This is a genomic window from Aquitalea sp. FG25, from assembly GCF_057809375.1.
Map to the genome: position 1 here is coordinate 58,024 of NZ_JBMDJV010000002.1, position 23,515 is coordinate 81,538.

Genomic DNA, 23,515 nt, shown 5'->3' on the forward strand with positions numbered 1-23,515 from the left:
CACATCAAAACCCGCACCAATATTGGCGTTGACAGGCATTCCCGGCTTATCTACAGTGCCAGCCAGCCGTACTGGATGGCGCAGGAGAGATCACCCCGGAGGTGACGCCGAAGGGGTATCGCCCCAGAAACTCTCAGGCAAAAGAACTGCGCCATCGTCTGGCTCTCTGGAGAGAAGGTCCGGGCTTGTTTTCAGCCCTGCGGCCTCGCCGAAGGAAGATCGCGCTGCGATCACAATCTCTCAGGCAAAAGGACAGAGGGGGCTGCGCTGCGTGAAGTCTGCATGGCTACCCTGCCCGGCTGGCCAGCAAGCGACGGCCCATGCCTGCTTGCCCCTGCCTGGCAACTCATCTGCTGCAGACCCGCGCCTGTCTGCCACCCCTTGACCGCCGTTGACGCTTCACGACGCCTGATGGCCGGAAGCAGAACAGTCAGCCGGCACAAAGCATGACACGCTGACGTATAACACCAGGCTGGCTCCCCTGACGGAGACGGCCTCCCTACCCGCAACACCCGCAGCCCGCGTGGCGGACTGCCCGCATCAGACAAGAGAACATCATGGCAATCAGCGTTTTTGACTTGTTCAAGATTGGTATCGGCCCATCCAGCTCCCACACTGTGGGCCCCATGCGCGCCGCGCGCCAGTTTGTCACCCGGCTGGAAAAAGACGGCCTGCTGGCCACCACCAGCCGCGTACGTAGCGAAATGTATGGCTCGCTGGGAGCCACCGGCAAGGGCCACGGCTCGGATACTGCCGTTTTGCTGGGCCTGGCGGGCGAACTGCCAGACATGGTGGATACGGATGCAGTGCCAGACATCCTGGCCAATATCCGTCGTGAGAAACAATTGAAGCTGCTGGGCGAGCACGCCATTGCCTTTAGCGAAGCAGACGACCTGATCCTGCACAAGCGCAAAACCCTGCCCTACCACCCCAACGGCATGATTTTTGAAGCCTTCGACGCTGAGGGCAACAGCCTGTCCAAGCGCGCCTACTATTCGGTAGGCGGCGGCTTTGTGGTGGATGAAGCCGCCATCGAGGCTGGTTTCACCCCGCCGGGCGTCACCGAACTCAAGCACCAGTTCAACAGCGCCGCCGAACTGCTGGCGCTATGCAAGGAACAGGGCAAGAGCATCAGCCAGATCATGCTGGAAAACGAACTGGCCTGGCGCAGCGAGGAAGAAGTGCGCCGCGACCTGCTCACCATCTGGGGCGTGATGCAAGCCTGCGTCAAACGCGGCTGCCAGCGCGAAGGCATTCTGCCCGGCGGCATGAAGGTAAAACGCCGCGCTGCCGACATGTACCAGAAACTGCTGGCCGCACCGGAAGCCGCGCTGCGCGACCCGCTAACCGTGATGGACTGGGTCAATCTGTATGCGCTGGCCGTGAACGAAGAAAATGCCGCCGGTGGCCGCGTGGTAACCGCTCCCACCAATGGCGCGGCTGGCATCATCCCGGCGGTGATGCATTACTACGCCCGCTTTGTACCGGGTGCCAGCGAAGACGGCATCGTGCGCTATCTGCTGACCGCTGGTGCCATCGGCATCCTGTTCAAGCTCAATGCCTCCATCTCCGGTGCCGAAGTCGGCTGCCAGGGTGAAGTGGGCTCGGCCTGCTCGATGGCGGCAGGCGCACTGGCCGAGGTGATGGGCGGCACGCCGGAACAAGTGGAAAATGCAGCGGAAATCGGCATGGAACACAATCTGGGCCTCACCTGCGACCCGGTAGGCGGCCTGGTACAAGTCCCCTGCATCGAGCGCAATGCCATGGCTTCGGTCAAGGCCATCAACGCCGCGCGCATGGCCTTGCGTGGCGATGGCCAGCACTGCGTGTCGCTGGACCGCGTCATCAAAACCATGCGCGACACTGGCCGCGACATGAGCACCAAGTACAAGGAAACCGCGCGTGGTGGCCTGGCCATCAATGTGATTGAAGTGCCGGTCAACATCGTGGAGTGCTGAGCGCACTACCCATCCCACAGACCCAAACAAAACGCCGTGGACAATGTCCACGGCGTTTTTCATGTGCATATCGGCCAGAAAACTAAACCGCCAGCGGCTCCAGCTTGCGCAGCTTCAGGGCAATCAACAGCAACATCAGCAGGCCCAGCGCAATCATCGCCGCCACGCCGCTCCACTTGCCCATACCCCACAGCAAGCCGGAGAACGAGCCCACCACACTGGAACCCAGATAATAGGCGGTAAGGTAAAAGGCCGATGCCAGCGCCTTGCCACGCAGCGCCCGGCGGCCTATCCAGCTGCTGGCCACCGAATGGCCACCAAAAAAGCCAAAGGTAAACAGCGCAATGCCCGGCACCATCAGCCATAGCGAATCACTCAGCGTACTGGCCAAGCCTGCCGCCATCAGCAGCACCATCAGCCACAACATGTTGCGGCGGCCAAAGCGGTCGGCCATGCGCCCCACCCAGGCCGAGGCCCAGATGCCCACCATATACAGCGAGAACACAAAGCCCAGCACGCTGTGGCTGAGGTTGAAGGGCGCGGCCAGCAAGCGGAAGCCCAGGTAGTTGTACAGGCTGACAAAACAGCCCATGAACAGGAAGGCACACACATACAACCAGGGCAACCCGCCGTCGGCAAAATGGCTGCCGACGTCACGCCGCAGTTCGGCCAGATTCAGCGGCACCGGCTTGAAGTGGCGCGAATCCGGCAGGCTGCGCCAGAATTCGATGGCACCCACCACGCCCAGCACACCCAGGGCCAGCACTGCCGCGCGCCAGCCAAAGTGGTCGGCAATCACCGCTGCCAGAAAGCGCCCGCTCATGCCGCCCAGCGCATTACCAGCGATATACAGGCCAATGGAATGGCCCAGTGACAAGGGCTCCACTTCTTCGCTCAGATAGGCCATCGCCACCGCAGGCAAACCCGCCAGCACCACGCCGAAAATGGCGCGCAGATAGAGAAACTGCTGGAAGCTGCTGGAGAAAGCCGCCAGCAGCATCAGCAAGGCGGCAAGGCTCAGCGCAATATTCATCACCGGCTTGCGCCCCACCTTGTCCGCCAGAAAGCTGGCCGGAATCAGCGCCAGCGCAAGGCCGGTGGTGGGCACCGACAGCACACTGCTGGCCGCAGCCGGGCTCAGGGCAAAGTCTTGCGCAAACATCGGCATCAGCGGCTGCATGCTGTACAGCATGGAAAACGTGCAGAAACCACCAACAAACATGGCGCGTGCAGTAGCACGAAAAGCTGGCGTATTTGCTTGCAGACGTGTGCTGGGGGGAATGGGGTTCTCCTGTGCAGATGCAGTGCCTGCATGTAGCGTAGCAGCACAGGAAGCAGAATCGGGAGGCATGATGAAACCAGTAGCAGTGATACAGGATTCGAGCTTAATCCTTGACAAAACAGCAGTCCAATATATCTTTATTCAATTATTAATACTTTAAAAGTATCAATATGGAACTGCGCCACCTGCGTTATTTCGTCACTGTCGCCGAAGAGCTGCACTTTACCCGCGCCGCAGAACGGCTGCACATGGCCCAGCCGCCCTTGTCGCAGCAAATCCAGGCGCTGGAAGCCGAGCTGGGCGTGGCCCTGTTTCTGCGGGAAAAACGCAAGGTCATGCTGACCGCAGCCGGTCAGCAATTTCTGCAGCGTGCCCAGCGCATTCTGGCTGATACCGAAGACGCCGCCGAGCAGGCGCGTCGCGCGGCACGCGGGGAAATCGGCGAGTTGCGTATCGGCTTTACCTCCTCCTTGCCGCTTACCCCCATTCTGCCAGCCACCCTGCATGCCTACCGCCAACACTACCCGGCGGTACGGCTGACCCTGCGCGAAATGTTCACTACCGATCAGTTTACCGCCTTGCAGCAGCAGGAAATCGACGTGGGCTTTGTGCGCTTCAACGGCCTATCCCCCGCCGACAACATTCTGGTACAGGAGCTGCGGCGCGACCCGCTGCTGGTGGTGATCAACAGCAACCACCCGCTGGCGGGTGAGCCCAGCCTGTCGCTGGCGCAACTACGTGACGAGGGCATGGTGTGCTACCCACGCAGTGCCGGTACCGGCCTGCACAGCGTGATACGCCAGTTATGTGAGGCCAAGGGCTTTGAGCCGCGCATCACCCAAGAAGCGGGCGAAGCCACCACCCAGGTGGGGCTGGTGGCCGCAGGCCTTGGCATCGCCATCCTGCCCTCCCCGCTCAACTGCGTGCAGCTGCCAGGAGTGCGCTATATCCCGCTGACCGACGAGGGGGCGTATCTGGCCATGGGTATTGCCACCCGCGAGGGCGATAGCTCACCACTGGTGACCGGATTCATCGCCCGTTTGTGGGACGAAATTCCTGTCAACTGATCCACTGCTGGCAGGCTGTTGCATTTTGTCTATCCAAAATTGGCAAAAATGGCGGATTTTTCATCCCCGGCAGCCGTATTTTTCACTGATGGCGGCTTATCCCGCATTTGCAGGATAGTCAGCCGTGAATTGCTGCATGACACTGGCTCCATAACAACAGCACAGACGGCAGGCCATGCAGCCACCGCACGCCAAACAGAGGAGAACACCATGCAGCAGCCATCAGACCGGCAGCCGGATCTGGCCATGTTCAGCGCCATCTTGCTGGAAATATATCGACTGGCCCGCGAGGAGTCACTGGAGCGCTTTCATCACACCGTGCTGGAATGCCTGCGCCCGCAACTGGCCTTCGACAAAGCCTGGTGGGGCCGCGCCGCCCAGGCGGTGGATGGCCCGCACGAGCACAGCTCCTTTCTGTTTGGCCTGCCGGATCACTACATCGACGACTGGAAGTCCATCCGCCAGCACGATGTCACCGTGGCACGGGTGCATGCCCGGCCCGGACAGGCCGTGATCGTTGACATGCAGGCCGACAATGCACCACCGCAACTGCAATGGCTGGGCCAGCGTCACGACATTGGCGAATTGCTGTGCGTGATCCACATCGACCCGGTCACGCAGCTGAGCGACCATCTGGCGCTATACCGCCGCCCCGGCACCCCGCGCTTCACCGCCGCCGACTGCCTGCTGCTGTCCTGCCTGATGCCGCACCTGGCTTCCACCGTGGCCATCAACCAGATCCGCACCTTGCAAGCGCTGCGAGAAACCATCAGCGGACCACGACTGGCCATGGCGGTGTGCGACCAGCACGGCACCCTGCACTGTGCCGAACCCGGTTTTGTCGACCTGTTACTCACCGAGTGGCCGCGATGGACCGGCCCCGCCCTGCCTGATGGCCTGTCGCCACAAGGCCATGATGGTGCCCGGCTGAATATCGAGGCGCGCCGCATCAGCGACCTCTACCTGCTGACCGCGCGCTACCGCTGCGCCATGGAGCAGCTTTCCAGCCGCGAAAACGATGTCGCCCGCCTGTTCGGCGAAGGGCTCACCTACAAGGACATCGCACGCAAGCTGGGCCTGTCGCCCCATACCGTGCGCCATCACATCCGCACCATCTACGCCAAGCTGGGCATCAACGGCAAGGCGGGCATTGCCCATCTCTTGCACCAGCAAGCGCCATTCGGCTGATCTCCTCAGCCTGCTGATTCCCCCCGTACGTCGCTGAAGCTGCCATGGCCCGCCATGGCTGGCAGGGATAGCTGCGTCCACGATTTTTCGCCCACCCACCCAAAGGAGCATGCCATGACCCCGTTTCGCCCCGTTCCAACCACACTGGCAGCCAGCCTGCTGCTCGCCAGCCTGCCCGGCCATGCCGCCGACACCAATGCCCGCGACTTTTTCAGCGCGCCGGTTGGCACCTCGCTGGGAGTGCTGTACCTGCCCGCCACCTGCGGCCGACAGTTTTCACTCCGCCAGCGGCAACGACAACCATGCCCGGCTGAATGTAGAAGCCCTGGCCTGGCGCCAGCTGTGGTTTTCCGATGTCTGCGGCACGCTGTGCACACCGCAGTTCATTATCCCGGCGGCTCACATCAAGGCCACCCTGCCCGGCAGCCAAACCAGCCAGCAAGACAGCGGCATCGGTGACCCACAAGTAGGCGGCACGCTGTTCTTCATCAACCAGCCGGACAAACGCGAATACAGCGGCCTGCTGACGCTGATCACCCTGCCGGTGGGCAGTTACGATGCCCAGCACCCGGATGTTTCCGCCGGGGCAAACCGCTGGGGTGCCACTTTTCTCTACAACTACACCCGTGGCGTGGGCAAAAACTGGGTGCTGGAAGCCTCGCTGGAGGCCCAGTTCTACGGCAACAACGACAACTATCTCGGCAGCAGCCTGAAACAGCAGCCCTTGTATCGCCTGCAGGCCTTTGCCTCCTACGACTTCACACCAGGCACCTATGGCGCACTGCGGCTGTACCACACCCGTGGCGGCACCCTGCGCCTGAACGGACAGGACCTGGCCGACACCCGGCAAAACAGTACCCAGCTGGGCGTGGAACTGGGCCACTGGGTCAGCAAGCAAGACCAACTGCTGCTGATGCTGGCGCGCAATGTACATACCAGCAACAGCTTTGACAGCAGCCAGGCCATGTTGCGTCTGGTTCATGTTTTTTGAGCTGGCTGCCAACAAGAAAATCCGCCCGACGGATCACCCACTACAGAGGAAAAACCATGAACACGCTCTCCCAGGCCAAGCCTGCCGAGGTTCCGCACCATACGCGCCCGGCCATGGCCGCCATTGTCGGTTTTGCCACCATCGTCCCCGCCGTGCTGATGATGGCCCCCGCCGTCGCCAGCCAGTTGGCCAGCCAGCTGCAACTGGGGCCGGTCGATATCGGCAATCTGTTTTCCGCCGAACTGGGGGCCATGAGTCTGGCCACCCTGCCGGCATTGTTCTGGCTGCCTCGCGTCAACTGGCGTAGCGCCGCCTGGCTGGCGGTGGCCATTTTCATCATCGCCAACCTGCTGTCCGCCACCACCATCAACTACCCGCTACTGCTAGCCCTGCGCTTTGTCAGTGCACTGGCCGGGGGATCGCTGATGATTTTGTGCCTGTCGGCAGCGGCCACCCTGCCCACCCCGGACCGGGCCTATGGCTTGTGGGTGATGGGCCAGCTGGCGCTGGGTGCCGTGGGGCTGATGGTGATGCCGACGCTGTTTGCCCACTTCGGCATTGCCGCCTGTTATGTGGGGCTTGCCTTGCTGATGGCCCTGTGTGCGCCGCTGGCACGCTGCTTTCCCCAGCGCCAGCAGAACGCGCGGCCAGCCAGCGTGCCAACCGCTCCCGGCCCACACCGGGGCCGCGCCACCCTGGGCATCATCGCCACGCTGGCGTTTTACATCAGCCTGAGCGGGGTGTGGACCTTTGTCGGCCAGATCGCCCGGCAATCCGGTATCGATGCGCAGCAAAGCGGCACCATCTTCGCCATTGCCACCCTGCTGGGCGTGGCTGGTGCCGGTAGCGCCTCGCTGATTGGCCGCCGCCTGCCACGCGCCCGGCTGCTGCTGGCCGGTTTCGCCATGATGATGGCAGCCATGCTGCTATTGCTGAATAACCCGGCCCTGGCGCGCTTTGCCAGCGCCGCCTTGCTGTTCAAGTTCAGCTGGACCTTCATCCTGCCCTTCATCCTGGCCACGCTGGCCGACATCGACCACAGCGGCAAGCTGATGAATGCCACCAACCTGGTGATCGGCGGCGGCCTGGCCATTGGCCCGGCGCTGGCCGGTCAGCTGATCGCCGCCAATGGCGGCAGCCTGCACTTGCTGTTGCTGCTGGCCACCCTGGTAGCCGCCCTGTCGCTGGCCTTGTTGCTGTCCTTGCAGCAACGCCGCACCACCCCTGCCCACGCCTGAACACAAGGAGAAGCCATGACTGCCCGTACCGCCTTTTATTTTGATGAACTGTGCATGTGGCATAGCGCTGGCCTGCATGCACTGACGCTGCCAGTGGGGGGCTGGGTGCAGCCGCCAGCCGCCGCCGGCCATGCCGAATCGCCGGAAACCAAGCGCCGCCTGAAAAACCTGCTGGATGTGGCCGGCATCAGCCGCCAACTGCTACAGCGCTCAGCCGAACCAGCCAGCCGTGACGACCTGCTACGCGTGCATGGTGCCGCCTATCTGGATGAATTCAAGCGCCTCAGCGATGCCGGTGGTGGCGAACTCGGCCCGCAAGCGCCGGTCGGGCCGGGCAGCTATGACATTGCCTGCCTGTCTGCCGGATTGGCCATGGCAGCGGTGGATGCAGTGTGGCGCGGCGAGGCGGCCAATGCCTATGTGCTGACACGCCCGCCAGGCCACCATTGCCTGCCGGATGCCGCCATGGGTTTTTGCTTCCTGTCCAATATCGCCGTCGCCATCGAAGCGGCCAAGGCGCGCTACGGCATAGAACGAGTAGCAGTGCTGGACTGGGACGTGCACCACGGCAACGGCACTCAGGCCATCTACTACCAGCGCCCGGACGTACTCACCATGTCGATTCATCAGGATGGCTGCTTCCCACCGGGCTACAACGGCAGTGAAGACCGGGGCGCAGGAGCCGGACTGGGTGCCAATATCAATATCCCGCTATTGCCGGGCAGCGGCCACGATGCTTATCTGTACGCCATGCAACGCATCGTGCTGCCGGCGCTGGAGCGCTATCAGCCGCAGCTGATCATCGTGGCCTGCGGCTATGACGCCAATGCGGTGGACCCGCTGGCGCGCATGCTGGCGCACAGCGACACCTTCCGCCAGATGACCACCCTGCTGCGCAACTTTGCCGAACAACACTGTGAGGGCAAGCTGGTGCTGGCCCATGAAGGTGGCTACTCCGAAGCCTATGTACCGTTCTGCGGGCTGGCCACCATCGAGGCCCTGTCCGGCCTCTGCAGCGAGGTAGTGGACCCGCTGCAGGACTTCATCCGCCAGCAACAACCCTGCACGGCCATGCTGCAATTGCAGCGCCAGTTGCTGGATGGCATGGCTGCGCTACACGGGCTGTAACAGGCGGAAATGACCATGCACAAGGCCCGCCATTGGCGGGCCTTGTGCATGGCGATGGATGACGCCCTACATGACTAAAGCTGTACTGCAGCATGGCCCGTCATGGACTGCACCATGCCCCAGCACCGACTCAAGCATTGGAATGGGTCTTGTCATGGCGCTGCCGGGCTGCAAGCGGTGCCGGGACAGACGGAGTCAGCAAGGCAGGACTGCTATTCAGCGTGAAAGGCACTTTGGCATCCAGATAACGGGCAAAACGCATGGCGCTGGTGGCAAACACGGCATACACCAATGTTTCATCGTTGTCGGCTGCAATTCCGCTTGGATAGCAGTGATGCTCCTGATCGCAGCGCCACTGCAAGGGGAGGTCTTGTTCATGTGCATCCTCATAATGCGTGAACAAGGCAGTAATGCGCTGCCTGTTGGCATCAATTTCCAGGCTGGTCTTACTCGCATCAATAGGAATGAGTGGCAAATCAGCCTTGCCACCGAAAGCATGATTAAGCATTTCCTGACTCAGGTGAATCACCCGCTTGGCCTTGATGGCAAAAATCACCGGCAATTGGTGATTGGGCAGGCAGGACACGGTTGCCAGGCTGCGCTCATCACCCTTTTTGTCACAACGCACACTGCGCTTGGCCATCTGCTGCAAGAAACGACGGTAGTCACTGCCCGGTACCAGTTCATAAATGGCCGGATCTACGGCCAATAGTGCCTGTATGTGGTGGCTAGCCATATTGACTCCCCCACTCAGAAACTGCGCTGCATTTTCCAGCTTGATGCCACCAGACTGATCTTGCTGATACAGAAACAGAATGGCTGGTGGCATATCGGGACTTAACCAGGCGTCCAGGGCATCAGGTTTGTCCGGCATCACCACCGCTCCCGGACTACCTTTTTTACTGTAGCTGCGCCGAATGACATAGGAGTCAGAATGGTAGCCCTGTAACAGCTGGCCATCATCCAGCCTGACCCCGCCCTCAAGTGGACGAACCGACTCCAGCTCCCCATCCTGATTGAGTTTGGCATAAACAAATGGCAGTTCACCCACATCAATATTTACCACGCCTCCATTATCAAACAGCATAGAAATAAACGGAATCGCCTGATCGGTATCCGTATATTGACCACTCCCGGAATGGCGAAATGAATCCAGAAAACCAGTCAGATTGGCACTGGCACAGCCTGCCAGCGTCGAGGCAATCACAACAATGGATGCAAAGTCTTTTAATTTCATCGAATACTCCTTGAATATATAGGCAAGACAAACAGGTATTCAGATAGAGAATATTCATTGCATTACGTTCCATTAAGGGTAATTGCAACAAGCAGGCCAATTCAGCTCAAATCCTTTTCAAATGTCATCACATCGTGAATATCAGTTACCGCCCTGCTTATTTACAGGCAAATCCGATCGCTAATATAGGCTCAGGAATTTACATGACATACTCCGACGATACTGAACTAAAGTGCAGTTAATAAGAAAAATCCAATATAACCCATTGCTAATTCAGTGCAATGACTCAACAATTCATACCGCAGGGCAAGAAAATTCTCAGCAATGAGCCGCCTTGCTGCTTGATTAACAATTGATTGGATTCATCATGAACAAGATTGAAAGCAACAATAAAACATACGTCGCCCTACAAAAGGGTTTTAATTTGCGCTGGCCGATTACCAGCGAAGATGGAGCGCAGCGAATTTATATTTGCAGCACCCCGGAAGAAGTGCAGACCGCTGCCAATGAAGCCCTGAATGAAGGTTTCCGCATTACTGTACGCAGCGGCGGCCATTGCTATGAAGGCTTTGTTTCCAACCGTCTGGATAGTGCAGAAAAACTTGCCATCATTGACGTTGGTGAAATGAAAGGCATGGATCATGATGCCGCTGGCAAGGTCAAGTCACCTTATGACAAGGATGGGCACGGCTATCAGTTCCGTATTGCAACCGGTAATCAAAACTGGGATGGATACATTTCACTATACAGACAAGCAGGAAAAACCATTCCAGGCGGCTCTTGCTATTCGGTTGGTGTTGGCGGGCACGTTAGCGGCGGTGGCTATGGCCTGCTGTCGCGTCTGCAAGGTTTGACCGTAGACTGGGTCAGCGGTGTGGATATCCTGGTTGCAGCAGCCGATGGTAAAAGCTTGCAATTCAAGCATGTGCGCGCCGATAGCACTGACGAAACCGACCGCATGCTGTTTACTGCCTGCTGCGGTGCGGGTGGTGGCAACTTTGGCATCATCATCAATTATTACTACGCAGAACTGCCTGACGCTCCGCAACAAGCATATTGGTATCCGCTTAAATATGACTGGAAATGGTTCCAGGAGCACCCGGAAAATCTCACCAAACTGCTGCAGGCTTATTGGCAATGGTTTCATGACAATGATGCCAATTCCAATAACCCGGACCCGGCAATTGGCAATGGTGGCTTGTTTACGCTGTTCAAACTGAATCACATCAAGAGCGATGACAATATTGTTCTTGCCATTCAGTACACCGGTATTGACGGTCTGGTTGGCGGCGAGCGCGACAAGCCACTGAATGACTTCATCCAGAAGATGAATGATGCAGCAGGCAAACCCGGCGTGGTTCATGATGCCTTCCTGCTTCCCAATATCAACCCGTTGGGACGCCGTGATGCCGGCATGACCCTCAGCCAGGCAGACCCGCTCATGGCCATGGACTGGATTTATGTGACCCAAAGCATCAATGGCTCTGGTAATAATCAGCGCGGCAAATACAAATCTGAATATCAGATTGAAAACTTCAGCGATGAAGTATGCAAAGCGCTGTTTGAAAACCTGACCAATGTTAACGACACGGCAATGACGCAATCCCTGGTGCAGATTGACTCCTATGGCGGCAAGATCAATGCCAACGGCACTGGGCATACTGCTGTACCGCAGCGTCAATCCATCCTCAAGGCACAGTATCAGACCTACTGGACTGACCCGAAAGAGGATGACGTGCAAGTAGCCTGGATTCGCCGCATTTACAATGCTGTGCATGCCTCGACGGGTAATCGTCCGCTACTGCCTGCATACCAGGGGTGCTATATCAATTATCCTGATGTGGACATGAAATATGTCCAGGATGGCTCAACCCAGATTGATCCCAACTGGCTGCATCTTTACTACCAGGATGAGGCATTGATTGACCGGCTGATTGCGCTGAAAAACAAGGTTGACCCGCATAATCTGTTCCGGCATGAAATGTCCATTCCATTGCAACGCCCTACCCGCTAATGGGCATGGTTTTGCCATCTGAGACAGGCTGAGCCTGTTCAGCGCAGGCCCGCAATTTTGCGGGCCTTTTTGCATGGCAGGTACGCCAGGGGCAAGGTGCGCGGAAGCCAGGCTTGGCTCGCGGGCGAATCAGGGGTTTGCCAATAATATGACGGCCCGCCATTGGCGGGCCTTGTTACATCACCGGTTCACACCCGGCGTGGCAGCTTTACTGCTGTTGTCCAGCGGGCTGCGGCATGCTGCAGCCCTGCTCCGGTGCTGCATCAGGCAGATTGCCTTGTGGTGCCGAAGCCTCTGGCTGCTCTGACTGTGTCTGCGGCGCGGGCGTGGCGGCATAGACCAGATTGATCAATCCCAGGCTGGCCGGGGGCAGGGAAAGCATGGCAACAACAAGCAATTTCTTTTGCATGAGCTTCTTTCAATGTGGTTGGAAGACAAGCCTGTCTTTGCAAACACCATGCCAGCCACGCATTATCATTTTAAAACAATGACTTATATCCATACACACCAACCCAAACCATGCCAGTTGTCGGCAATGAGCGACAAGCATTGCAACAATTGACCCAAGCCATTGAAATGGCAGCACTTTTGGGGTCGTCAATTGGCGACAGCCAGGCGCCGCCTGACGCACCTTCTTGATTTGACGGACTTTTCCAGCACAGCAGCCATAAAAAAACCCGCCGTAGCGGGTTGATGGGTAATGCGGCAGCAGAAAGCCGGTCAGGCCGGTTTGCTGGCCAGCTTGAGCTTGCCTGCCAGCCAGGTATGGTCGTAGCTGACGATCTCGAACGGGTTGCCAAACGGGTCGACAAAGCTGATGGAACAGAAAAACTGGTGATCCATCACCGAGTCACGCGCCACGGTCTGACCGGCGCGGTCAATCACCCGCTCGCCAGCCAGCTGGTCTATCCACTCCAGGAAATCCTGCCCGCTTACCAGAAAGGCCACCGAGCCGGGTTCGCATACCGGCTTGTCTTCCTGAGAAATGGCCAGACGCACCGAACCATTGCTGTTCATCAGCATCACGACGCCGTGCGGGCCGCTCTGCATGTGCTTGTAGCGGGTGTCGGGGGCCAGGTTCAGCACACGCTGGTACCAGCCCTGCGCCTTTGCCAGATCGGTGACACGGATATGGATATGGTCAATCTTGCCAAGCGATAGCATTGCATCCTCATCGGGTGTGGGTGACGCGCCAACAAGTGGCGCGTGCTCATTCTACGGTGTTTGCCGCAGCCGGCAACGAATGGCATTTGCCGCCGACTGCAGGTTTGTACTGCGCTGCGCTTGCCGCACTCAAGTGCGCGGTTGCAGCAGGGGCTTGAGATAACGCCCGGTATGACTGACCGGATTATCCGCCACCTGTTCCGGCGTGCCGGTGGCAATAATCTGGCCACCGCCCGCACCGCCTTCCGGGCCAAGGTCGATCAGCCAGTCGGCGGTCTTGATCACGTCCAGATTGTGTTCGATCACCACCACGGTATTGCCGTTTTCACGCAGACGGTGCAGCACTTGCAGCAGCAGGTCGATATCGTGGAAATGCAGGCCGGTGGTGGGTTCATCCAGAATATACAAAGTGCGGCCAGTGTCGCGCTTGGACAATTCCAGCCCCAGCTTCACCCGTTGCGCTTCGCCGCCAGACAAGGTGGTGGCACTCTGCCCCAGGCGGATATAGCCCAGGCCCACGTCCATCAGCGTTTTCAGCTTGCGCGCCACTGCCGGTACCACGCTGAAGAACTCCAGCGCCTGCTCCACCGTCATGTCCAGCACTTCGTAAACGTTCTTGCCCTTGTACTGCACTTCCAGCGTTTCGCGGTTGTAGCGCTTGCCGTGGCACACATCGCACGGCACATAGATGTCCGGCAGGAAGTGCATTTCCACCTTGATCACGCCATCGCCCTGGCAGGCTTCGCAGCGACCGCCCTTGACGTTGAAGCTGAAGCGGCCCGGCCCATAGCCACGCTCACGCGACAGCGGCACCCCGGCAAACAGTTCACGGATGGGGGTGAACAGGCCGGTATAGGTGGCCGGGTTGGAACGCGGGGTGCGGCCGATCGGGCTCTGGTCGACGTTGATCACCTTGTCCAGCAGCTCCAGCCCTTCGATGCTGTCGTAATGCGCCGGTTCTTCGCTGGCCCCGTTCAGGTCACGCGCAGCAATCTTGTACAGGGTGTCGTTGATCAGCGTGGACTTGCCGGAACCGGACACGCCGGTAATGCAGGCCAGCATGCCCAGCGGCAGTTCCAGCGACACATTCTTCAGATTATTGCCGGTGGCACCATGCAGCTTCAGCACCCGTTCCGGGTTGACTTCACGGCGCTCGCCCGGCCAGTTAATACGGCGGCGGCCAGACAGGAAAGCACCAGTCACCGAATTTTCACTGGCGGCCACATCCGCCGGCGTACCGGCCACCAGCACCTCGCCACCGTGTTCGCCAGCGCCGGGGCCCATGTCCACCAGGTAATCCGCCGCGCGGATGGCGTCTTCGTCGTGCTCCACCACAATCACGCTGTTGCCGATGTCGCGCAGGCGCATCAGCGTGGCCAGCAGGCGGTCGTTATCGCGTTGGTGCAGGCCGATGGACGGTTCGTCCAGCACATACATCACCCCGGTCAGGCCGGAGCCGATCTGGCTGGCCAGACGGATACGCTGCGCCTCGCCACCCGACAGTGTATCGGCGGAACGTGACAGATTGAGGTAATCCAGCCCCACATTATTAAGGAAGGACACCCGCTCGCTGATTTCCTTGACGATTTTTTCCGCTACCGCATGCTTGTGGCCGCTGATATTCAACTGGGAGAAGAAAGCGGCAGCCTCTTTGAGCGGCAGCTGGTTCAATTCGTGCAGGGTACGTCCGCCAATGAATACGTGACGGGCTTCCAGCCGCAGGCGGGAACCGGCGCAATGCGGGCAGGGCTGGTTGTTCTGGTATTTGGCCAGTTCTTCGCGCACCGCGCTGGAGTCGGTTTCGCGGTAGCGGCGTTCCAGATTGGGAATGATGCCTTCAAACGGATGGGCGCGGGTAAAGCGGGTGCCCTTCTCCGACATGTAGACAAACTCGATGCTGTCGCGCCCGGAACCGTGCAGCACCACATGGCGCACTTTTTCCGGCAGGTCTTCAAAAGACAGCTCGGTGGGCGAGAAACCGTAATGCTCGCCCAGCGCCAGCAGCATCTGGAAGTAAAACTGGTTGCGCTTGTCCCAGCCTTTGATGGCACCGGCAGCCAGTGTCAGTTCCGGGTGCGCCACCACGCGTTTGGGGTCGAAAAAGGTAATTTCACCCAGGCCATCACACTTGGGGCAGGCACCCATCGGGTTGTTGAAGGAGAACAGGCGCGGCTCCAGCTCCGGCAGGCTGTAGCTGCACACCGGGCAGGCAAACTTGGCCGAGAACCAGTGCTCCTGAGCGCTATCCATTTCCACGGCGATGGCGCGGCCTTCGGCATGGCGCAAGGCAGTTTCAAAGCTTTCCGCCAGGCGCTGTTTCATGTCCTCACGCACTTTCAGGCGGTCGATCACCACTTCGATGGTGTGCTTTTTGTTCTTGTCCAGCTTGGGCAGGCTGTCGATTTCGTACACTTCGCCATCCACCCGCACGCGAATAAAGCCCTGAGCACGCAGATCATCAAACAGATCCAAATTTTCGCCCTTGCGGCCCACAATCACCGGGGCCAGAATCATCACCCGCGTTTCTTCCGGCAGCGCCAGCACGTGGTCCACCATCTGGCTGACGGTTTGCGATGCCAGCGGCACGCCGTGCTCCGGGCAGTGCGGTTCGCCCACGCGGGCAAACAAGAGGCGCAGGTAGTCGTGGATTTCCGTCACCGTGCCCACGGTGGAGCGCGGGTTGTGGCTGGTGGCTTTTTGTTCGATGGAGATGGCCGGTGACAGCCCTTCGATCAGGTCGACATCCGGCTTTTCCATCAACTGCAGAAACTGGCGGGCATAGGCCGACAGGCTCTCTACATAGCGGCGCTGGCCCTCGGCATACAGGGTGTCAAAAGCCAGAGAGGACTTGCCGGAACCGGACAAGCCGGTGATGACGATCAACTGGTTGCGCGGCAGGTCCAGATTGACGTTTTTCAGATTGTGCGTCCGAGCGCCACGAATGCGGATGGTGTCCATGTGTGAGAGCGTTACTCTGTCGGTCGGGGAACCTGATAATATACCCGACTTGGCGACCACTGCTCCACCAAAGTATGCGCTGCAGCAAAAAAGCTAGTCGCATGGCAATGGCCCGCGCGGTAAACCGGCAGCGTTTATAGCCTGACTCCTGAATCGATAACGACAACACACATGAATTCGCTTGAATTGCGCGCCAGCCTGGGGCTGGCCGGTATCTACGCCCTGCGCATGCTGGGCATGTTCCTGATCCTGCCGGTGTTTGCCATCTATGCGCAAACCCTGCGCGGGGCCGACAACCACACGCTCATTGGCCTGGCACTGGGCAGCTACGGCCTCATCCAGGCCTTGCTGCAACTGCCGCTGGGCATGCTGTCCGACCGCATCGGCCGCAAAAAGGTGATTTACGGCGGGCTGGTGCTGTTTGCCATTGGCAGCTTCGTGGCTGCGGGGGCGCACGACATCGTCACCCTCACCATCGGCCGCGTGATTCAGGGCTCAGGGGCTATCTCGGCCGCCATTACCGCCCTCTTGGCCGACCTGACCCGCGAAGAAAACCGCACCCGTGCCATGGCGATGATTGGCATGAGCATCGGCACCACCTTTGCCGTCAGCCTGGTGCTGGGGCCGGTGCTGGCGCAGTACATCGGCGTCAACGGCATCTTTGCGCTAACCGGCGTCCTGTCGCTGGCCGCGCTGGTAGGCGTATGGCTGATCATCCCCAACCCGGCCATTTCGCGCTTCCACTCCGATACCGAGGCCAATACCAAGCGCCTGCCTGCAGTGCTGAGAAATCCGCAGCTGCTGCGGCTCAATTACGGCATCTTCGCCCTGCATGCGGCGCAAATGGCCATGTTTGTCACCATTCCCTTTGCCCTGATCAAGACCGCAGGCCTGGACAAGGCACACCACTGGGAGGTGTACCTGCCGGTCACGGTAATCGGCTTTCTGCTGATGGTGCCGGCCATTATCTATGGCGAGAAAAAAGCCAAGCTGAAACAGGTATTCATCGGTGCCATCGCCATCATGACTGCCGCCCAACTGGGCATGGCGCTGGCGCTGGACAGCTTCTGGCAGATCGTGGTGTGGCTGGGCCTGTATTTCATCGCCTTCAACATCCTGGAAGCCACCCTGCCCTCGCTGATCTCAAAAATCGCCCCAGCCGATGCCAAAGGAACCGCCATCGGTGTGTATAATACGGCCCAGTCTTTTGGCCTGTTCATGGGTGCCGCTGCTGGCGGCTGGCTGTACACCCATTACGGCCCGTCCGGCGTGTTCGGCTTTACCAGCGTGCTGATGGCCAGCTGGCTGCTGGCATCGTTCAGCATGCAGGCCCCACAGGCGGTGCGTTCGGTCATGTTTCACATTGGTGAAGACTGGCAAGGCAACCCACAGCAGCTGTCACAGCAACTATCCACTCTGGCCGGCGTGACAGAGGCCGTGGTGGTGCTGGAAGACCGGGTGGCCTACCTCAAGGTAGCCCAGCAAGGCTGGGACGAGGAAGCCGTCAAGCAAATGGTAGAGGCTACTTATTCCTGACGGTGCGGCGCTTGCCAGCACGCACCTCACCCTGCAATCATGCGTCGGCCAAGACCGGCGCAGCATTATCGAATTGAATCGGAGACCCACATGAACAGCATCACTTTTGACGGACGCCTGGCGGCAGACGCCGAACTGCGCTACACCCCGAGCGGCGAACCGGTGCTGAGCTTCCGCGTGGCCAGCGACATCGGCTTTGGCGAGCGCAAAACCACCAACTGGTTCAGCTGCCAGGTATGGGGCAAGCGCGGCGAATCGCTGAAAAACTTCCTCAGCAAGGGCCAGCAAGTGACCGTATATGGTCAGCTCACCCTGCGCGAATGGCAGAACAAGGAAGGCCAGAAGCAACTGTCGCCGGATGTGCGCGTGAACGAACTGAGCCTGCAAGGCGGCAAACGCGAAGGCGGTTCGTCCATGGACGACAACTACGCCTACGGCGAACCGGCAGCCCAGTCCCGCCCCGCAGCGGCACCGGCTGCCCCGCGCCGCATGGAAGCCAAACCGGCACCGAAGCTGGACGACATGGATGACGACATCCCGTTCTGAGGCGGAACCCTATATCAAGAAGTGAACAAAGAGCCCGCTCCCTGATGGAAGCGGGCTCTTTTGTCATTTGGTCACGCCAATCAGGCATGCATCGTATTACTGCAATTCCGCGCAACCACAAATTTACCTCAACGCACATCCAAGCCAAAGCTGAGCAGCATCCACCACACCACGCGCAGAGATAAACCGAAACCTGCTCTAGAAAAACCTGCCGAGCCAAGAATGCCAAGCTGCATCCTTTTCCGGTGCAAGTCACGTTACAGTACAGCCTATGTTCCAGACCGCAACAACAAGTAATTAAGTGTAGCGGCTCGCTTTAAACCACCAACCGCCATCTTTAATCATCCATTGTTTCGACTTATCGCCAACGGGTCGAGAATACCTGCGATAAATGCAGGTCAGCAGATTCCCTGGCCTGAGCAAAGGTGGTCAACTCATACATGCCATATCGTCAACAGACAAGTTCGTGCTGACTCCCCCTCCTGTCTCCAGGTCGAACACAAAGTCCATCAACCAGGCCTGATTAACAGCAAGCTAGTCTTCCAACAGAAATAATCCGCCATCAGCACACCTACACTGCCTCAGCACGCATTCACGCCACCAACTGCATGAGTCGCTAGTCAATCGCAATCTTCACACCCAAAACCAATACAGCCTGCGCTATTAACCGGCTTCCGACTAAGCGTGCTTGCATACACCGCCCAAGACAAAACCATCCCAGTTAGCACTTTCCACGCTTCGCATAAAAAGATGATCTGTATTTAAGCGAGACATCTCTCCAGGGCTGGTTTCCATGCCTAATTGAATGAACACGAGATTCCCGAACTAGCGAATGCCCAAAGAGCTTGCAGTAGCCTAGTAAAAATCTTGTGCCATATAAGCCTCACCACATCAATCATGACAATAGAATTCAAATCAACTACAAGCACTCGAAAGTAAAACCCTTAAAAACCGCAAATAAAGATAAATATTTACTAATAAGTAGAAATTTCCACAAGCAAACTAGATAAATCAATAGTCTGTTAAGAAATTTCTTATTATTTAAAATAAATATTTCCAATAGGTTCTAAATGCGTTTGAAATTTCAAATGCCAGCCACCAATAAAAGGAGTTACCCATGAAGAATATAGTGAAGCTATCTCTTATTATCGCAACAAGTGTAATGGCAAATGAAACGATTTACGCCGCATCAAACACTGGTCAAATTTCATTTACCGGAAGCATTGGAAGTAGCACCTGCCTTATTGATGGGGAGCTACAAGGCTTCAAAACAGTTGATTTTGGTTCTTTGCAACCTTCAGAAGTACCAGCAGCGGGTGCAACCCCTATTCCATTCACACTGACGATTTCCGGAGATGCCGCATCCTGCAACAGAGACACCGTATCTATAGCATTTAATCCGAACAATCCAAATATCGACAAATCAACAGGCAACCTCAAATTAAATGGACCATTACCTGCAGGCAATGTAGGAATCGAGCTTGCAGCTATTCCATCAGGAGGCGGTGCAGCCACAAAAATTCGACTAGGTGGAAGTAATGGATTTACCAATGTAAACATCACCCCTGCCATGTCAACCACACCAACGGGAAATCGTTCAGGGACGGCAAATCTACAAGCCAGATTAGTACGCGTGGATCCAACTTCAGCGCCAACACCTGGTTCGATATTTAGTCAGATTGACTATGTATTAGTTTATCAATAACTAATCGCAGCCCATCACTTCAACATATCATTAATCGCAACAACCTCAGCTTCGCCCAACAAAATGAGCGAAGCTTTTTTATCCATAAAAAGCAAAGCGACATACATGATATTAAACTCCATAAATAAATTCACCTTTATAGGTGGATGCATAACCCTGCTAATGTCCACTCAACAAACACATGCGGCAATAGTGATGAAAGGCACTCGAATCATACTTGAATCAAACGAGCAAGAAACAAGCATAGAAATTAATAATAAAGGCGCAGAGCCATCACTAGTACAAACATGGATAGACAGAGGAAACATAGAAAAAACACCTACCAATATACAAGTTCCATTTATTTTATCCCCACCCATATTTAGGATAGATGGAAACAAAAGACAAATATTAAGGATAATCTACACAGGAGAAAAATTACCAGACGATAGAGAATCAATTTTCTGGCTAAACATCCTGGAGATACCACCCAAAAATAGCGAAAACAATAAACTACAGTTCACTTATAGAAGTCGAATAAAGTTATTTTTCAGACCTCAATCACTCTCATCCGAGGCAAATGATGGGATAAAAAACCTATCGTGGAATTTATTACAAGAAAAGAACAAGTATTTCCTAGAAGCAAAAAATACCAGCCCTTATTTTGTATCGCTAGTAAACATAAAAATTGCAAACACAAATTTAATCACTGAAATAAAGCCAAACATGGTAGCCCCATTCGCAAACGAAAAATATGAACTGGACGAAAAAAACATCAAAATGCCGCTAAAAGTAGAATACAAGGCGGTAAACGATTTTGGAGGAATCACCACAGAAAATATAGAAATAAAAGATACCAAAAAAATACCGTAGCACGAGAGAAACTTGAAGAAAATGGCAGGCAATGCAAATGGAATAGCACGATGCACATGCGAGGAATTGGAAAAACAAAAATAATACGCCCAAAACATTTGCCATATATATCTTACTACATATAGCAAGTCAGTGTTCAATGGCTGAAGTTTCAAATCAAGACACAAGTTATTCCAAAAAAGATTCTGCAATCAAGAATAAAGATATTGAATTTGATCCTGCATTTTTATATCAAGACCCAAACACGCCCACTATAGATCTAACAAAATTTAGTAAAAGTGCGAAATTAATAGCTGGAAAATACAGATTTGAAATATATATCAACAACACACCAAAAGGTTTAAAGGAAATATCAATAAATGACAATACGGACATATCCAATCAAATTTGCATAAGCAAAGAACAATTGATTGAACTAGGTGTTAATTTCAACAAAATTAATCAACTAGCAAAATTAAACGATAAGCCAATAATTTCAGATCAAAATAATAATTGTTATAACATTTTAAAAGGCATACCAGGAGTATCGATTGACACCGACCAAAACTCCCAAAAAATTTCATTAACTATTCCAGAAATATTCTTAACAAATCCACAAATTGGCACATACGCCGACCCGGCCACTTGGCACCAGGGCGAAAATGGATTGCTGGTGAACTATAACAGTAATTTTTTTCAGAGCAATGCAGCGCAAAGTGCATATATAGGAATAAACAGCAGTATCAATTTCCAAAGATGGCGACTTAGGCAGTCAGGATCATTCAGCTGGAACAATCAAGACAAATCTAAAATTCAATACAACTCAAACAATACATATCTACAGACAGATAGCACAACACTGAAATCACAAATAATTCTCGGAGAAACCATCACAGGTGACGGTTTATTTGACAGTATTCCATTCAAAGGCATGCAATTATACAGCGATGATAGGATGCTCGAAGATATTGCACAGAGCTACGCACCAATAGTTCATGGAATTGCAAATAGTAATGCAAAAGTATCTGTTTATCAAAACGAACAACTTATTTACGAAACAACAATAGCGCCCGGGCCATTTGAGCTCGACGACATTAATGCTCAAACTGATGGCGGAGATTTAAAAGTAATCGTAACAGAATCAACGGGTACTCAGCGTAGCTTTATTGTCCCTTATGCATACTCCCCAGAATTATTACGTTCTGGCCAATATCGTTACAACATAGCGTTAGGAAAAGTGCGTCTCAATTCAATATCAAACCATCCCAACATTTTCCAAGGCGTATTAAGGCATGGTTTTAGCGGAAACTGGACAGGATATAGCGGCCTGATTTATTCAGGGAATTATTCAAGCGTATTGGCAGGAAGCGCACTCAACACAAAATTTGGAACATTTTCGGCAGATCTTACACAATCAATGTTTAGACCAAGTCATGATGAATCACAGATTGGAAATAGCTTGCGCCTTGCATTTACCAAGTCACTACCTGACAGCGGGACAAATATTTCTATTATTTCATACAAATACTTATCGAGTCAGTATTTAACTCTGCGCGACGCAATCAGATTAATGGAGCAGCGCACGACATGGTCAAGTCCACAACTGTTAGCTCCCAAACAACAAATTGAAATCAATCTCAACAAAACCATAAAATCAAAATATTTATATATAAATAGTTCTATTTTGCAATTTTGGGAAACGAATGAAAAGAAAATAAATATATCCGCAGGATACAGCGATACTTGGAATAACATAAGTTACAGCCTAGCACTACAAAGAAGTAAAGAAATTTACAACAACACCTCCTCATTAAAAAATAGCATTAGCTTAAATATTAGCATTCCATTCGAAAAAGAATCCTCAAGATCATTTATTAACAGCCTACTTACTTATGAAGGAAATGAAGTTTCACAGGTAAACACAAGCATATCCGGGAGATTTCATAGTAATAATAATGCTTCCTATACAGCATATAGCAACTCAGACAGTAATAAATCGCTAAATGGAGGCCTACGGCTTGGATATATACTTCCGCAAACTACCGTATCAGCAGGAATAAGTTCAGGGCCTGGATATCAACAATACTCTGCAACTGCGACGGGTGCCTTAATTGTACATTCTCACGGGATAACCATGTCACAAGCAACTGGAGAAACCGTTGCACTAGTCCATGTACCAAATGGAGAAGGTGCCGCTATTGGTACATCTGCCGCCTTAATAGATAAATATGGGTATACCATTATTGGCAACCTCACCCCATATCACACTAACAAAATTAACCTTGTAACCAAGAAAATGCCATTAAACATAGAACTTGCTCAAGACAGCAATACCGTTGTAACTCCACGCGCTGGTGCAATTATGCACATAGAGTATGCAACACAATCATCCTACAGCACGATAATTAATAGCACATTAGATAATGGAGACCCGCTACCGTATGGAGCAAGTATATTCGACGAGAATGGAGAAGAAATTGGCATTGTTAGCCAGGGAAGCCAAGTACTAGTAAAAACGACAAAGCAAAATGGGACATTGCTAGTTAAATGGGGAAATCAATCAGATGCGCAATGCACTATTAAATACACAATGGAAACCAACGCAAAGGCAAGTGGATTTAAGTTTAATCACACATCAGAGACATGTCATAAAAATATCAAATGAAGACATT

The 23,515-nt window shown here is 55.0% G+C and carries 17 protein-coding genes and 1 riboswitch; of the genes, 12 read left to right on the top strand and 5 right to left on the bottom strand.

Annotated features, from left to right (window positions below; genetic code table 11):
- Positions 1-71: 71 nt before the first annotated feature.
- Positions 72-159, top strand: a riboswitch (glycine riboswitch).
- Positions 160-557: 398 nt separating this feature from the next.
- Positions 558-1,958, top strand: coding sequence for an L-serine ammonia-lyase (locus tag ACODR9_RS01995; RefSeq protein WP_488807332.1), 1,401 nt, complete (start codon positions 558-560; stop codon positions 1,956-1,958).
- 82 nt (positions 1,959-2,040) lie between these two features.
- Here ACODR9_RS01995 and ACODR9_RS02000 read toward each other — a convergent pair whose 3' ends face one another.
- The gene (locus ACODR9_RS02000; protein ID WP_488807333.1) at positions 2,041-3,309 is read right to left on the bottom strand and encodes an MFS transporter; all 1,269 of its coding nucleotides are present in this window, start codon (positions 3,307-3,309) and stop codon (positions 2,041-2,043) included.
- Positions 3,310-3,410: 101 nt separating this feature from the next.
- On the opposite strand from ACODR9_RS02000, the gene ACODR9_RS02005 reads away from it, so the two are divergent.
- From ACODR9_RS02005 to ACODR9_RS02025, 5 genes are all read left to right on the top strand, one after another.
- Positions 3,411-4,307: a LysR family transcriptional regulator gene (locus ACODR9_RS02005; protein WP_488807334.1), complete on the top strand. Its 897-nt coding sequence runs from the start codon at positions 3,411-3,413 to the stop codon at positions 4,305-4,307.
- Between the two features lie 210 nt (positions 4,308-4,517).
- The gene (locus tag ACODR9_RS02010; protein WP_488807335.1) at positions 4,518-5,495 is read left to right on the top strand and encodes a helix-turn-helix transcriptional regulator; all 978 of its coding nucleotides are present in this window, start codon (positions 4,518-4,520) and stop codon (positions 5,493-5,495) included.
- Positions 5,496-5,691: 196 nt separating this feature from the next.
- Positions 5,692-6,486: a transporter gene (locus ACODR9_RS02015; protein WP_488807336.1), complete on the top strand. Its 795-nt coding sequence runs from the start codon at positions 5,692-5,694 to the stop codon at positions 6,484-6,486.
- Between the two features lie 56 nt (positions 6,487-6,542).
- Positions 6,543-7,724: an MFS transporter gene (locus ACODR9_RS02020; RefSeq protein ID WP_488807337.1), complete on the top strand. Its 1,182-nt coding sequence runs from the start codon at positions 6,543-6,545 to the stop codon at positions 7,722-7,724.
- A gap of 15 nt (positions 7,725-7,739) precedes the next feature.
- Entirely contained in the window at positions 7,740-8,852 is a 1,113-nt protein-coding gene (locus ACODR9_RS02025) for a class II histone deacetylase (protein ID WP_488807338.1), read from the top strand.
- Between the two features lie 130 nt (positions 8,853-8,982).
- Here the strand turns inward: ACODR9_RS02025 and ACODR9_RS02030 are convergent, their stop codons facing one another.
- Complete coding sequence (locus ACODR9_RS02030) at positions 8,983-10,089, bottom strand: hypothetical protein (RefSeq protein WP_488807339.1); 1,107 nt, start codon at positions 10,087-10,089, stop codon at positions 8,983-8,985.
- A gap of 367 nt (positions 10,090-10,456) precedes the next feature.
- On the opposite strand from ACODR9_RS02030, the gene ACODR9_RS02035 reads away from it, so the two are divergent.
- Positions 10,457-12,103 (top strand): BBE domain-containing protein, encoded by a 1,647-nt coding sequence (locus tag ACODR9_RS02035; protein ID WP_488807340.1) that lies wholly within the window; start codon positions 10,457-10,459, stop codon positions 12,101-12,103.
- A 208-nt stretch (positions 12,104-12,311) separates the two neighbouring features.
- Here ACODR9_RS02035 and ACODR9_RS02040 read toward each other — a convergent pair whose 3' ends face one another.
- The 3 genes from ACODR9_RS02040 to uvrA form a co-directional block, all read right to left on the bottom strand.
- Positions 12,312-12,512 (bottom strand): hypothetical protein, encoded by a 201-nt coding sequence (locus ACODR9_RS02040; protein ID WP_488807341.1) that lies wholly within the window; start codon positions 12,510-12,512, stop codon positions 12,312-12,314.
- A gap of 311 nt (positions 12,513-12,823) precedes the next feature.
- Positions 12,824-13,267, bottom strand: a complete 444-nt coding sequence (locus tag ACODR9_RS02045; protein ID WP_488807342.1) for a VOC family protein — start codon at positions 13,265-13,267, stop codon at positions 12,824-12,826.
- 129 nt (positions 13,268-13,396) lie between these two features.
- On the bottom strand, positions 13,397-16,225 hold the full coding sequence (gene uvrA, locus ACODR9_RS02050) for an excinuclease ABC subunit UvrA (protein WP_488807343.1): 2,829 nt from the start codon (positions 16,223-16,225) through the stop codon (positions 13,397-13,399).
- A 171-nt stretch (positions 16,226-16,396) separates the two neighbouring features.
- Here uvrA and ACODR9_RS02055 point away from each other — a divergent pair, with 171 nt between their 5' ends.
- From ACODR9_RS02055 to ACODR9_RS02075, 5 genes are all read left to right on the top strand, one after another.
- Complete coding sequence (locus ACODR9_RS02055; RefSeq protein ID WP_488807344.1) at positions 16,397-17,761, top strand: MFS transporter; 1,365 nt, start codon at positions 16,397-16,399, stop codon at positions 17,759-17,761.
- A gap of 90 nt (positions 17,762-17,851) precedes the next feature.
- Positions 17,852-18,307 carry a single-stranded DNA-binding protein gene (locus ACODR9_RS02060; RefSeq protein WP_045848297.1) on the top strand — a complete coding sequence of 152 codons (456 nt, stop codon included), beginning with the start codon at positions 17,852-17,854 and terminating at the stop codon, positions 18,305-18,307.
- A 1,117-nt stretch (positions 18,308-19,424) separates the two neighbouring features.
- Positions 19,425-20,012 (top strand): fimbrial protein, encoded by a 588-nt coding sequence (locus ACODR9_RS02065; protein ID WP_488807345.1) that lies wholly within the window; start codon positions 19,425-19,427, stop codon positions 20,010-20,012.
- A gap of 162 nt (positions 20,013-20,174) precedes the next feature.
- Positions 20,175-20,864 carry a fimbrial biogenesis chaperone gene (locus ACODR9_RS02070; protein WP_488807346.1) on the top strand — a complete coding sequence of 230 codons (690 nt, stop codon included), beginning with the start codon at positions 20,175-20,177 and terminating at the stop codon, positions 20,862-20,864.
- A gap of 139 nt (positions 20,865-21,003) precedes the next feature.
- Complete coding sequence (locus ACODR9_RS02075; RefSeq protein WP_488807347.1) at positions 21,004-23,508, top strand: fimbria/pilus outer membrane usher protein; 2,505 nt, start codon at positions 21,004-21,006, stop codon at positions 23,506-23,508.
- Positions 23,509-23,515: the final 7 nt, after the last annotated feature.